12 protein-coding genes are annotated in these 12,957 nt (G+C 53.4%); 7 read left to right on the top strand and 5 right to left on the bottom strand.

Annotated features, from left to right (window positions below; all coding sequences use genetic code 11):
- Positions 1–85: 85 nt before the first annotated feature.
- Entirely contained in the window at positions 86–817 is a 732-nt protein-coding gene (locus FDK21_RS08785; protein ID WP_138148217.1) for a Tim44/TimA family putative adaptor protein, read from the bottom strand.
- Positions 818–968: 151 nt separating this feature from the next.
- On the opposite strand from FDK21_RS08785, the gene FDK21_RS08780 reads away from it, so the two are divergent.
- Positions 969–1,577, top strand: coding sequence for an FxsA family protein (locus FDK21_RS08780; RefSeq protein WP_210238718.1), 609 nt, complete (start codon positions 969–971; stop codon positions 1,575–1,577).
- A gap of 187 nt (positions 1,578–1,764) precedes the next feature.
- Complete coding sequence (gene secB, locus FDK21_RS08775; protein ID WP_114008209.1) at positions 1,765–2,262, top strand: protein-export chaperone SecB; 498 nt, start codon at positions 1,765–1,767, stop codon at positions 2,260–2,262.
- Between the two features lie 118 nt (positions 2,263–2,380).
- Here secB and dnaQ read toward each other — a convergent pair whose 3' ends face one another.
- The 4 genes from dnaQ to FDK21_RS08755 are packed head-to-tail and all read right to left on the bottom strand — an operon-like array spanning position 2,381 to position 5,249.
- The gene (dnaQ, locus tag FDK21_RS08770; protein ID WP_138148216.1) at positions 2,381–3,130 is read right to left on the bottom strand and encodes a DNA polymerase III subunit epsilon; all 750 of its coding nucleotides are present in this window, start codon (positions 3,128–3,130) and stop codon (positions 2,381–2,383) included.
- Between the two features lie 49 nt (positions 3,131–3,179).
- Entirely contained in the window at positions 3,180–3,782 is a 603-nt protein-coding gene (gene coaE, locus FDK21_RS08765) for a dephospho-CoA kinase (RefSeq protein ID WP_138148215.1), read from the bottom strand.
- A 3-nt stretch (positions 3,783–3,785) separates the two neighbouring features.
- Positions 3,786–4,646: a shikimate dehydrogenase gene (locus FDK21_RS08760; RefSeq protein ID WP_138148214.1), complete on the bottom strand. Its 861-nt coding sequence runs from the start codon at positions 4,644–4,646 to the stop codon at positions 3,786–3,788.
- A gap of 3 nt (positions 4,647–4,649) precedes the next feature.
- Entirely contained in the window at positions 4,650–5,249 is a 600-nt protein-coding gene (locus FDK21_RS08755) for a Maf-like protein (RefSeq protein ID WP_114008213.1), read from the bottom strand.
- Between the two features lie 816 nt (positions 5,250–6,065).
- On the opposite strand from FDK21_RS08755, the gene hemE reads away from it, so the two are divergent.
- From hemE to mnmG, 5 genes are all read left to right on the top strand, one after another.
- On the top strand, positions 6,066–7,097 hold the full coding sequence (hemE, locus tag FDK21_RS08750; protein WP_114008613.1) for a uroporphyrinogen decarboxylase: 1,032 nt from the start codon (positions 6,066–6,068) through the stop codon (positions 7,095–7,097).
- A gap of 104 nt (positions 7,098–7,201) precedes the next feature.
- A complete protein-coding gene (hemJ, locus tag FDK21_RS08745) occupies positions 7,202–7,633 on the top strand; it encodes a protoporphyrinogen oxidase HemJ (RefSeq protein ID WP_138148362.1) in 432 nt (143 codons plus the stop codon).
- Between the two features lie 258 nt (positions 7,634–7,891).
- Entirely contained in the window at positions 7,892–9,157 is a 1,266-nt protein-coding gene (gene rho / locus FDK21_RS08740) for a transcription termination factor Rho (RefSeq protein ID WP_114008214.1), read from the top strand.
- A 219-nt stretch (positions 9,158–9,376) separates the two neighbouring features.
- On the top strand, positions 9,377–10,720 hold the full coding sequence (gene mnmE, locus FDK21_RS08735) for a tRNA uridine-5-carboxymethylaminomethyl(34) synthesis GTPase MnmE (protein WP_138148213.1): 1,344 nt from the start codon (positions 9,377–9,379) through the stop codon (positions 10,718–10,720).
- Positions 10,721–11,099: 379 nt separating this feature from the next.
- Positions 11,100–12,950 (top strand): tRNA uridine-5-carboxymethylaminomethyl(34) synthesis enzyme MnmG, encoded by a 1,851-nt coding sequence (gene mnmG / locus FDK21_RS08730; RefSeq protein ID WP_138148212.1) that lies wholly within the window; start codon positions 11,100–11,102, stop codon positions 12,948–12,950.
- The last annotated feature ends 7 nt before the right edge of the window (positions 12,951–12,957 follow it).

The raw sequence follows: 12,957 nt of genomic DNA, 5'->3' as shown, positions 1-12,957 counted from the left end.
TCTTTTCACCAAACGGGCCCGCAAATCCTTGAACAGGAAAGGGGCCCGATTGTCAGCATGGCGGCAAAGTGATTGCCTGCTTTTGTTATTGCGCCGATTCCGTGCCGATCAGCTTCCAGTTCGGGTTGCGGCTGGTCACATCGCGGGCAAAGGTCCAGATATCGGTGACTTCGTCAATGGCATTCGGATCCCCTTCCACCACGTGACCGATGTCATCCTTGGTGCAGGAGGTGATGGAAGAAACAAAGCGCACAGTGATCTGGGCTTCACCACCGGCCAGTTCCGCCTCGACAATCGAAGACTTGTTGATGCCGATGAAGGTGAACTCAACCCGCAAGCCCTGTTCGTCCCGATCATCCAGAGCCTGAACGAAGCCAGCAAAAACATCGCCTGCCAGCAATTTTTTCAAGGTCCGGCGGTCCCCTTCGGCAAAGGCCGTGACAATCATTTCATAGGCGGAGCGGGCACCGGCCATGAAGGAATCAGGCTCGAAACTCTTGTCTACCGACATCAGATGGGTGAGAGCCGCATTGAGTGGCGAGCCTTCCGGCGCGATCTTTTCCAGACGCTGGGCTTTTTCCTCAGCTTCCATTTCCTCAGTCTGGGCGCGACCCGGCAAGGAAATGACATTATCGCCAACATCGTCTGCGCGTGGCGCCTTGCCATCGTTCTGTTTGTCTGGATCGGCATAAGGATCGTAAGGATCCGGCTCATTGCCGGTGCGTGTACCAAGAACGTCCCGCAGACGCATGAACAGCACCACTGCGATCACAAGGAAAATGATGGATGTGAGATCGAAACCGAAGACATCGGACATAGAGTTAGCCTTAATCCATTCGTTTTTTGCAGAAAAGGCCTGCAAGTTTGACATTTCTTTCTATATGTAGGGGAGAGGCGTCGGCAAATCCAGAAAGGATGCATGCCAGCCCCAAAAAAAGCGCACCCTCATTGGAGTATTTTTGATTACGATGCAAAAATCGCTGTTTCCCTTCGTTCCCTTCCTGCTGCTGATCGTCCCAGTTCTGGAAATCGGGGTCTTTATTCTGCTTGGCGGGCAGATCGGCGTCATCAATACCCTCCTTGGCATTGTTCTGACCGCCTTGATCGGCACCATTTTGCTCAGACGGCAGGGTTTTGCCCTGATCAATCAGGCTCAGGGCCAGATGAATGCAGGCAAGGTGCCGGGCAAGGAACTGGCCCATGGGGTGATGCTGTTGGCGGCAGGCCTTCTTTTGCTGACACCGGGCTTTGTGACCGATACATTCGGTTTCCTGCTTTTGGTACCACCCATTCGAGACGGGATTTTCGCTTTTTTCAAAAGCCGGATCACCTTGGTCAATGCCGGTGCAGCGCAGTCCGGTTTTTCCAGCAGCAATGCAGGTGGCACCTATTATCGCAGCTACAGCTATTCCTCGACACAGACCGACTCCACACGCAACCGATCGGCGGACCCTTCGGTGATTGATCTGGACGATGATGACTTTAGCGAAGTCACCAGCCACGATGCCATCGAAGCCAAGCCATCGAGCCAGAAGCCTGACCAGAAGGACAGCCAATCTCCTTGGGAAAAATCCTGATTGGCGATTGCCCTTTTTGGATAGCGTTGCGCCGTATGTCGGGGGGAAAGATGGGCAAATTGGCCTAAAAGCCGCTGCCGTGGGGGCCTTTTCCTTGTTTCCCGTCAAGCATCATGCTAGGCGCTAGATAGCGAAGGATTCCAAGCCGGAATCCTGTATATGGACACCAATTTACGGGAATAAATTTATGAGCGACGCACAAGAAAACGGCGCTGCCGAGGGCCAAGAGCAGAAGCTTCCTGGCATGCGCATTCTGGCGCAGTATATCAAGGATCTGTCTTTCGAGAATCCAAATGCTCCGGATTCCCTGCGTCCTCGCGAGAATAGCCCGGACATCAATGTTCAGATCAACGTCAATGCGACGCCGATCACCGAAACCGAGTTCGAAGCCGAGCTGACGCTCAATGCAGAAGCCAAAGACGGCGAAACGGTGATGTTCAATGTTGAGCTGCTGTATGGTGGCATCTTCTCGATCGTCAACGTGCCGCAGGAGCAGCTGCATCCGTTCGTCATGATCGAATGCCCACGTCTTCTGTTCCCATTTGCCCGTCAGATCATTTCCGATGCGACCCAGCGCGGCGGTTTCCCTCCATTGAATGTGGATCCGATCGATTTCGCGATGCTATATCGTCAGCGGATGATGGAACTGGCCGCCAAAGAAGGCGAAGGCCAGACCGAGCAGTAAGACCTGCTTCAATGAACGTAATAAAAAGCCGACCTCTTTGCAGGTCGGCTTTTTTGTGCCTTGAAAGCGCCAATCGTTTCACGTGAATCCGTCCGGTTAGACGGGGGCTGAAAAAGCGTCAAGATGATTGTTCACTGTCCACTTTGGCCAGCTCGGGCAGATAGTCAGCCCAGAGGCTGTCGCCTTTGATTTCTTGCAAAAAGGCCAAATGTGCCTGACGGTCCGCTTCGCTCAAACGGCCGGGCAGGGGATTCGGCCGGGGACGGGCAGCAACTCTCTGACGACGCCCCCACTGCCCCTCATCACCGCTGCCCTGATCCTCTTCCTCTCCGGCCAGCAGCAGGCTTTTCTGGCGGCCACCGATCAGTTCGAGATAGACATCGGCAAGGATCTCACTATCGAGCAACGCGCCGTGGAGAGATCGTTTGGTGTTGTCGATGCCGAACCGGTTGCAAAGGGCATCGAGGCTGTTGGGTCCTGCGGGAAATTTTGTCCGCGCCATGGCCAGAGTATCGCGCACCAGATTGTCATCAATCTGCGGAAAACCAGCCTTTTCCAGTTCCCAGTTGAGAAATTTGACGTCGAACTGGGCATTATGCGCGATGATCACCGTGTCCTTGATGAAATCATGGAAGGCTTGCGCCACTTCGGCAAATTTCGGTTTGTCAGAGAGAAACTCCTCCGACAGGCCATGCACTTTGAAGGCCCCTTCGGGCATGTCTCGTTCGGGATTGATATAGACGTGAAAGTTGTTTTCCGTCGGCAGGTGATTGATCAGCTCGACACAGCCAATTTCCACCACCCGGTCGCCGGTGAAGGGATCAAGCCCTGTGGTTTCGGTATCGAACACGATCTCTCTGAGTGCCATGGAATCCTCTTGCGTCCAATTATCGGGACTGATGTCCGCTTAGTATGCTTCATTCACCGGTGAGAGAAAAGCGCTGACGGATGGCGTCGAGCACCCTGTCCACCTGTTCTGCGGCGTCTTCAAGGCTGGTGCCGGTGTCGATGACATAATCGGCCCGCTGGCGCTTGTCTGCATCAGGCATTTGCCGCGCCTTGATGGCTTCGAATTTCTCTTCGCTCATGCCCGGTCGGGCCAAAACACGCGCGCGCTGCACCTTTTCAGGTGCCGAGACCACGACAATCACATCGGCGCGGGCCTCACCACCGGTTTCAAACAGCAGGGGAATATCGAGCACCACCATCTGGGCACCGCTCGCCTTTGCGGCTTGGAAAAAGGCGCATTCCTCTTCATGAACCAACGGGTGAATGATCGCTTCAAGTCTGGCCATGGCCTCGCTATTGCCGATTACCTGTTTGGAAAGCGCTGCGCGATCCACCCCGTCCGGGCCAGTGGTGCCGGGAAAGGCCGCCTCGATCAGAGGCGCGGCCCGGCCTTGATAGAGGCGATGGACCGTCGCGTCCGCATCATGCAAGGGGCAGCCACGCTCGACAAACATTTGCCCCGTTGTTGATTTCCCCATGCCGATGGACCCGGTCAGGCCGATCTTGATCATCGCTCAAGCCTCCAGAATGCGCGTGCGCAACCCATCCGTTACCGCAGGACGCGTTCCGAACCAGTGTTCAAAGCCCGGCACCGCCTGATGCAGCAGCATGCCAAGTCCATCCACGACCCGATTGCCACGGATACTGGCTGCAGCCAGCAGGTCGGTTTCCAGCGGATTATAGACGATATCGGTGACCAAAGCGGAAGTAGGCAGCACATCGAGATCAATTTCAAGGGCAGGTTGGCCAACCATGCCAAGGGAAGACGTGTTGACCAGCAGATCCTTGCCAACGAGGGCTGGAGAAAGATTGTCCCAATCTTCAACCATCACCCGGTCGGCAAAACCGAGCGCAGCAAACAGCTGTTGCAACTCTTCGGCGCGGGCGCGGGTTCGATTGACCAGCGTGACTTTTTTGAAATTGCGGTTGATCAGGCCATCAATGATCGGGCGGGCCGCGCCACCGGCGCCAATCACCAGGGCATGAGCGCCCTGTTTTGCGTCCCAGCCAGGGGCGCGTTGGTCAAGATTGGCGAGAAAGCCATAACCGTCGGTATTGTCTGCATGGAGTTTGTCGCCTTCAAACCACAGGGTATTGGCTGCTCCAAGGCGTTTTGCCGTGTCGTGAATGACATCGACATGGGCCAGCACCGCCTGTTTGTGGGGAATGGTGACATTGCCCCCAACAAAGCTTTGGTCGCGCAGCGACCCGACGAATTTTTCCAGATCTTGCGGCTCGACTGCAATCTTCTCATAGGAACCGGCCAATTCATGCTGCTTCAACCAGTGACCATGGATCAGCGGCGATTTGGACTGTTCGATGGGCCAGCCAATGACGAATGCCTTTGGTGCTTTTGGGACTTCAGACTTGGTCATTGATCAAAACTCCAAACCGTGGTCGCGGCGCAAGTAGGAAAGAAGCGGCAGCAGCGGCAGGCCCAGAATGGTGAAATAGTCGCCTTCGATTTTCTCAAACAATTGCACACCCAAGCCTTCCAGTTGATAACAGCCAACACTGGCACGGACCTGTTCCCCAACGCGGGCCATGTAACGGCCGACCTCTTCGGGACCAAGTGGCCGCATGGTGAGAGTGGCAGTGGAGACATGGCGCCACAAAGTTTCCCCATCCTTTACACAAGCCACCGCCGAATGGAGCTGGTGATTTTTACCTGCCATTTCAAGCAATTGGGCACGGGCTGCGGCTTCATTTTCCGGTTTGTTAAAGCGCTTGTCGCCGAAGCCGAGTGTCTGATCGGCACCGATGATCAAGACTCCGGGATTGCGATCTGAGACATCCATCGCCTTCACCTCTGCCAACAACTCGGCAATGTCTTGGGGGCTGCCTCCAGCCTTGATAAGGGGCTGTTCGGCGGCTCGTTCATCAATTTCCGCGGTTTGGCACGCAAAAGACAGTCCGGCATTGGAAAGCAAGGCGGCGCGCGACTGGCTCTTGGATGCTAGAATCAGGGGTGTCATCATCAGGGTCCCTTTGAAGAAATGCGGTTTGAGACCTTTTAGAGCAACTCAGCCAGAAACGAAACTGTTGATCAGGGCTGGACTCGGGGATTTTCTCAAAGATTCAAAAGGATCAATTTGTTTCAAAATCGAACGATCGGCTGGTTATCAACGGAACGAAAATTAGTGGTTGGTTAAGAGCGATTCTCTCAAGAATCTCCTTGCCAGCCTTTGTCGAAATCCCCCTTTTTGCGTCTCTGGACCACTTATGCCCAAGGTCAAAATTTTCTGGATAGGGGTTTCTACAATCCGACTTGAAGGCCGATTTCTGTCATTTTCTTGTCGTGATTGGCTGCTAAAAAGCGCATGAGTGGATGATTCTTCCCCAAGCCAGATGGGCCTCAGGGGACAATGTTGGGTGAATCTGGCGCTTTAAGATTTTCTTCACTTTTCCCAAAGCGCCATCCCCAATTGCTTTTGCGCGGAGACGTATTTGTTAACCATGTATTAACCTAGGTTAACAAACAATTAATACACAAAGAGCGCAAAATTCGTTACCACTTAATCCTCGCGTAATTCAGTTTTGACATTGATCCAGCTTTCTGGATTCCTTGATCAAAATCGACTTTTCCCCGCTGTTCAATTTGCAAGTGGAGGAGTCTATACCGAAATAGGAGGGGGTTTTCCAAGCGATCTGTGACTCATTTGTGGGTGAAAAAGATATCCCGCAATCCACTGCCAATAAGAAGAAACAGATCTTAGAATCTAAGAATCTTTTTTATAGGAAAACCCGTTTGATCGTGCTCAGATAAGACCCGGATGAAGAGAGAGACCAAGACAGTGACCAACCGACGCCTACTCAATGTACTCAATGGCCAAACCGAAAAGGTGCCCCCAATCTGGCTCATGCGACAGGCGGGTCGTTATCTACCAGAATATCTGGCAACCCGGGCAGAAGCCGGGAGCTTTCTCAATCTGTGTTACAATCCCGAATTGGCTACCGAAGTGACGTTGCAGCCGATCCGTCGGTTTGGATTTGATGCTTCCATTCTTTTCTCAGACATTCTGGTGGTTCCCGATGCATTGGGACGATCCGTGCGCTTTGTGCAAGGGGAAGGACCGCAGCTCGATCCGATCCGTGTTGAGGAGATCAATGATCTCGATCCTTCCAAGGTTTTGACCCAGCTTGATCCTGTCTATGAGGCTGTCGAGCGGATCCGGGCCAATCTGCCCGATGAGACCACCTTTCTGGGATTTTGTGGTGCTCCATGGACGGTTGCCACTTACATGATTGCAGGTCATGGCACACCGGATCAGGCACCGGCGCGGTTGTTTGCGCGTCGCGAGCCAGAGGCCTTTGCCAAACTGATCGATGTGCTGGTGGAAGCGTCCATCCTGTATCTGGTCAGGCAGCTGCGTGCGGGTGCCGATGCGGTGCAGATTTTTGACAGTTGGGCCGGTGTGCTCGATGACGCCCTGTTCCTGTCCGCCAGTCAGGAACCGATTGCCCGAATTGTGGCAGGCGTACGGGCGGAAGTGCCGGATGCAAAGATCATTGGCTTTCCGAAAGGGGCCGGGTTGCGTTTGCCGGGCTTTGTCGAGGCAACCGGTATCAATGCGGTTGGTCTAGACTGGACCGTACCTCTGGATTGGGCGCGTGATACCCTTCAGGACAAGGTGGCGCTGCAGGGCAATCTTGATCCGACATTGCTGATTACCGGCGGTAAAGATCTGGACCAGTCGATTGATCGGATCATGGAAGCCTGGAGTGATGGGCCCTTTATCTTCAATCTCGGCCATGGCATCACCCCGCAAGGCGATATCGATCTGGTGCACCAACTGATTGATCGGGTGCGCTCCTACGGCAGCTGAGCCACTTGCCCTTTGCGAGAGCCGGCGCTCGTTCGGCTCTTTTCAGCACTTCTCTTTTCCTTTCATTGACACTCCCAGAGGGACACATGGAATTCCTGACGTTTCTGGATTACTCCTGGACCAAGGCACTGCATATCATTTCGATCATTACTTGGATGGCGGGGATTTTCTATTTGCCGCGGTTGTTCGTTTATCACGCCATGACCGAGGTGGGCACCGACAAGTCCGAGACCTACAAGATCATGGAGCGGCGTTTGTTGAAGGGGATCATGAATCCCTCAATGATCGCGGCCTGGATTTTTGGTCTCTGGCTGGCCTTCCCGCATGAAATCTGGTCGATTGATTCCATCTGGCTGAACATCAAGTTTGTGCTGGTGTTCCTGTTGACCATCTATCATATGATCTGTGCTCGCTATGTGCGCTTGTTTGCAGCGGACGCGAATCAGCATGGCCATGTCTATTACCGCTACTTCAATGAAGTGCCGACTTTGCTGATGCTCGGCATTGTCATTTTGGCGGTGGTCAAACCCTTCTGATTTTTTGTTTTTTCGAAAATATACGACGAATGTTCAGTGAAACCCGCTTTCTAGCAGCAGAAGGTGGGTTTCTGGCTTTTTTGGGCTTGCTCGAAAGTAACGAAGCCTGTATGTTCGCCGAAATCGTGACACAACGATAGTCTTGAGACCCCTTATCATCCTCTTGTTTCGAGACAAACAAAACACATTCTCAATCCTGTGTTTTGTCCTTTCCTTACAAATTTCCCCTGGTTGCTTAGATTTTAAGAGAGTTTCGCTATGCGCGAAATGAAACTACAAGAACTCAAACAAAAATCCCCGACAGAGCTTCTGAACTTTGCAGAAGAGCTTGAGGTCGAAAATGCCAGTACCTTGCGAAAGCAAGAGCTGCTTTTTGCGATCCTGAAACAGTTGGCAGAAAAAGACACCGACATCATCGGTGAAGGTGTCGTGGAAGTCTTGCAGGACGGCTTCGGCTTCTTGCGCTCGCCAGATGCCAACTATCTCCCTGGACCCGACGACATTTATATCTCGCCATCGCAGATCCGTCGGTTCTCGTTGCGCACCGGTGACACGGTCGAAGGCCATATCCGCAGCCCCAAGGAAGGGGAGCGGTATTTTGCGCTTTTGAAAGTCAACACGGTGAATTTCGAGGATCCGGACAAGGCGCGTCACAAGGTTCATTTCGATAATCTGACACCGCTTCACCCTGAAGAACGCTTTAAGCTGGAAGCCACTGATCCGGACGGCAAAGATATGTCGAGCCGTGTCATCGATCTGGTTGCTCCGCTTGGCAAGGGACAGCGTGCGCTGATCGTCGCGCCGCCGCGTACTGGTAAGACGGTGCTGCTGCAGAATATCGCCAAGTCGATCACCGCCAATCATCCCGACAGCTGTCTGATCGTGCTGCTGATTGATGAACGTCCCGAAGAGGTGACGGACATGAAGCGCACGGTGAATGGCGAAGTGGTCTCGTCCACCTTCGATGAACCGGCGTCCCGTCACGTTCAGGTCGCCGAAATGGTGATCGAGAAGGCAAAGCGTCTGGTTGAGCATGGTCGCGATGTGGTCATTCTGCTCGATTCGATCACCCGTCTGGGCCGTGCCTACAACACCGTGATCCCGTCTTCGGGTAAAGTGTTGACCGGTGGTGTTGATGCGAACGCCCTGCAGCGGCCGAAACGCTTCTTCGGTGCGGCGCGTAATATCGAAGAGGGCGGGTCACTGACGATCATTGCAACAGCGCTGATCGATACCGGCAGCCGTATGGATGAAGTGATCTTCGAAGAATTCAAGGGCACCGGTAACGCCGAGATCGTTCTTGATCGCAAGGTTTCCGACAAGCGTATCTTCCCGGCAATGGATATTCTGAAATCCGGCACCCGTAAGGAAGAGCTTATGGTCGACCGCAAGGAGCTGCAGAAAGTCTTTGTTCTGCGCCGTATCCTTGGGGCGATGAGCAATGTCGATGCGATCGAGTTTCTGCTCGACAAGCTTCGGTCAACCAAAGACAATGCCGCGTTCTTCGACAATATGAATACCTGATCTGCAGCAGGCCCGAAAAGGTTTGGGCTTGCTCTTGATTGCAGGAACGATTAGAAAGCCGTCTGACACATGTCAGGCGGCTTTTTTCATGGCTGCCACGCGGCCGCAGATCGACAGGATCGTTTTGGTCGCCAGACATCGAATCGGATCAGAAATGGTCGCCCCTTCTCACCCACAAAGGCAGGGCCTCATCACCCGGACCTTGGGACCCAAAGCATCATGACACGTGATACCATCTTCGCTCTTTCCTCTGGTGCAGTCCCGGCAGGGGTTGCGGTTGTCCGTATTTCCGGACCAAGGGCACGAGAGGTCATGAATTGTCTTGTCGATTCGGAACCGAAATCTCGCTTTGCGGCGCTGCGCTATATCACCAACCCGCATACGGGGGATGTGATTGATCAGGCATTGGTGCTGTTTTTTACCGGCGAGCGATCCTTTACCGGAGAGGAAGTGGTCGAGTTCCAGCTGCATGGGGGGCGGGCAATCGTCAAGGCGATGCTGGAATTGCTTGGTTCCTTCGATCACTGCCGGTTGGCAGAAGCAGGGGAGTTTGCCCGGCGAGCGTTTGAGAATGGCAAATTTGACCTGACCGAGATTGAAGGACTGGCCGATCTTATCCATGCGGAAACCGAGAATCAGCGCAAACAGGCCATGCGGCAGGCGAGTGGCGCTCATCGCAGTGTGATTGAAGGCTGGCGCGAAACCCTGCTTTATGCCCGCAGCATGATTGAGGCGGAACTGGATTTTTCCGATGAGGAAGATGTGCCAGGTGCCGTATCTGATGTGATTTGGCCAAAATTGCAGAAGCTCAAGGCCGAGATGGAGCATCATCTGGCCAATGCCCATCGCGGTGAACGTTTGCGTGATGGGCTGACCGTGGTGCTGGCCGGTCATCCCAATGCAGGCAAGTCGTCGTTGCTCAACTGGTTTGCCAAGCGGGATGTGGCGATTGTGACGGAAGAAGCTGGAACAACACGCGATCTGCTGGAGCTGCATCTGGATATTGAAGGCTATCCGGTGACAATGATTGATACGGCAGGCTTGCGCGAATCCGACAATATTGTCGAGCAGGAAGGCATTCGGCGGGCGCTTGAACGCAGCGAGTATGCCGATCTGTTGATTGAAGTTGTGGATGCCAGCATCCCCGATGCACGGGTGTCACTCAACACGCGGGCTGAACGGATGGTTCTGTTCAACAAGCAGGACCGGATAGGGGATGCCCGCTCCGATCCACAAGTGCCGGAAAAAGGCGAAGATCATGCCTTTTTTGTGTCGGTGAAGAGCGGCATGGGGATGGATTTCTTTTACGATTCGTTTGTGAAACAAATCGCGGATTTGTTCGATGGAGCGGAGAATATCCTAATTACCCGTAAACGCCACGAGGCCTATTTGCGAGTTTGTGTGGATAATGTGGACAAATCCCTTATCTACTCAGACTCTCCTCTAGAAATTCGCTCCGAATTTTTGCGCATGGCTGGGGATGAGCTGGGGAAAATCACTGGACGCATTGATGTCGAAGATATGCTCGGCGTGATTTTTTCACAATTCTGTGTGGGTAAATAGTGGATCGTTTCACGTGAAACAGGGTGATTTAGATTTTGGTTTGACAGTGTTTCACGTGAATCGCGGATTCTTGTTAAATCTATCGAGCTGAGTCGGTTTCACGTGAATCCCTGAAAACAAAATTTTTGTAAATAACGCTGGAAGCGTTTCACGTGAATCCTGTATAAGGGCTCTAACAACTTTGGGTGTTCCAAGACTACCGGGACTTGATCCTCTCTGGCGTTGCTTTCAGATCAAGGGTCTGTGATTTCCGGTGCGCTCAACTATATAGGGTGGAGTGTTAAAGAAATTCCTAACCCTCATGGAATGCACGCTCTATCGGTTGCCGAGCAGGATGAACTTTGGCTGACCGATTTTGATCTAGGGAAATGTGAAAAGAATGATGACCCATTTTGATGTGGTGGTCGTTGGTGGTGGCCATGCCGGAACCGAAGCAGCTGCGGCCGCAGCGCGTACCGGTGCTGCCGTTGCTCTGGTGACCCATAGTCGCGACACGGTTGGTGTCATGTCTTGCAATCCTGCCATTGGTGGTCTTGGTAAAGGACATCTGGTGCGCGAAATTGATGCGCTGGGTGGATTGATGGGGCAGGCGGCTGATCGGGGTGGTATTCAGTTTCGGTTGCTCAATCGCCGAAAAGGGCCAGCGGTTCAGGGGCCTCGGGCTCAGGCAGATCGTAAGCTCTATCGCGCGGCTGTTCAGGACTTGCTGTTTGCTATTCCCAATTTGACGATTGTTGAGCAGGAAGTGTCTGATTTATCGATTGTTGATGGGTCGGTTGCTGGTGTTTATCTGTCTGATGGTCGCGAATTGACTTGTGGCGCTGTGGTGTTGACGACTGGCACATTCTTGCGTGGCCTTATTCATATTGGTGAGCGCAGTTTCTCGGCTGGGCGGATGGGGGACCCGGCGGCCAATGATTTGTCCTTGCGGTTGATGTCGGAGAATTTTCGGTTGGGTCGCCTGAAAACCGGAACACCGGCGCGTCTGAATGGGCGGACGATTGACTATGCGTCGCTCGGTGTGCAGCCGGGGGATGATGAGCCAATTGCGTTTTCCTATCTCACCAAAGAAATCACCACACCACAGATTGCCTGTTATGTGACGCGGACGGTGGAGAAGACCCACAAGATCATTCGTGACAATATCCATAAATCGGCGATGTATTCGGGCAAGATCGAGGGGACGGGACCGCGCTACTGTCCGTCGATCGAGGATAAGATTTCGCGCTTTGGCGATCGCGATGGCCATCAGATTTTCCTGGAGCCAGAAGGGCTTGATGTGGATACGGTCTATCCGAACGGCATTTCCACCTCACTGCCAGAAGATGTTCAGGACGCCTATATTCGATCCATTCCGGGTTTGGAGCAGGTGGAAATCGAGCAATATGGCTACGCGATCGAATATGATTATATCGACCCGACCGAGTTGAAATCGACGCTGGAGACCAAACGGATTGGCGGCTTGTATTTGGCCGGTCAGATCAATGGCACCACGGGCTATGAAGAGGCCGGGGCGCAAGGTTTGATGGCCGGATTGAATGCGGCACGTCAGTGTGGTGGGTACGAGGGTGTGACACTCTCTCGTTCGGATGCCTATATCGGCGTGATGATTGATGATCTGATCACCAAGGGTGTGGCCGAGCCTTATCGGATGTTCACTTCGCGGGCCGAATATCGCCTGTCGCTGCGGGCGGACAATGCGGACCAGCGGCTGACGGAAAAGGCTGATGAGTGGGGTTTGATTTCAGAAGAGCGGCGTGCTGTCTTTGCCGACAAGAAGGCCGAGATGGCGGCGATCACCGCTCTGGCAATGGAAAAGAACCTGACGCCAAACGAAGCCGAGCAGTATGATTTGCGAATCAACAAGGATGGGCAGCGGCGCAGTGTCTATGAATTGCTCGCTTATCCGGATCTTGATCTGGCGCGCTTGAAACAGATTTGGCCGGAATTCGGGTCTTTTTCAGCTGCGGCGCAAAAGCAGTTGGAAATCGAGGCGCTCTATCAGGTCTATATGAAACGTCAGACCAGTGATATCGAGACCTTCAAAAAGGATGAGGCATTGGAAATTCCGGCTGCCTTGAACTTTGCCGAGATCAATGGATTGTCGAACGAGTTGAAACAGAAGCTTGCTCATATCCGACCACAGACTCTAGGGCAGGCGTCCCGCATTGATGGTATGACACCGGCGGCTCTGACTTTGGTGCTGGCCCATAGTAAGCGTGTATCGTGAGAGAGCA

The organism is Cohaesibacter sp. CAU 1516, assembly GCF_005771485.1.
GTDB classification, from domain to species: Bacteria; Pseudomonadota; Alphaproteobacteria; order Rhizobiales; family Cohaesibacteraceae; genus Cohaesibacter; species Cohaesibacter intestini.
The sequence above is the reverse complement of the archived record's forward strand: the minus strand, read 5'-3'. Positions and strand labels throughout refer to the sequence as shown.

Coding starts and splice junctions, on each gene's coding strand:
- FDK21_RS08785 (WP_138148217.1), bottom strand. CDS start 817: ATGTCCGATGTCTTCGGTTTCGATCTCACATCCATCATTTTCCTTGTG.
- FDK21_RS08780 (WP_210238718.1), top strand. CDS start 969: ATGCAAAAATCGCTGTTTCCCTTCGTTCCCTTCCTGCTGCTGATCGTC.
- secB (WP_114008209.1), top strand. CDS start 1,765: ATGAGCGACGCACAAGAAAACGGCGCTGCCGAGGGCCAAGAGCAGAAG.
- dnaQ (WP_138148216.1), bottom strand. CDS start 3,130: ATGGCACTCAGAGAGATCGTGTTCGATACCGAAACCACAGGGCTTGAT.
- coaE (WP_138148215.1), bottom strand. CDS start 3,782: ATGATCAAGATCGGCCTGACCGGGTCCATCGGCATGGGGAAATCAACA.
- FDK21_RS08760 (WP_138148214.1), bottom strand. CDS start 4,646: ATGACCAAGTCTGAAGTCCCAAAAGCACCAAAGGCATTCGTCATTGGC.
- FDK21_RS08755 (WP_114008213.1), bottom strand. CDS start 5,249: ATGATGACACCCCTGATTCTAGCATCCAAGAGCCAGTCGCGCGCCGCC.
- rho (WP_114008214.1), top strand. CDS start 7,892: ATGCGCGAAATGAAACTACAAGAACTCAAACAAAAATCCCCGACAGAG.
- mnmE (WP_138148213.1), top strand. CDS start 9,377: ATGACACGTGATACCATCTTCGCTCTTTCCTCTGGTGCAGTCCCGGCA.
- mnmG (WP_138148212.1), top strand. CDS start 11,100: ATGATGACCCATTTTGATGTGGTGGTCGTTGGTGGTGGCCATGCCGGA.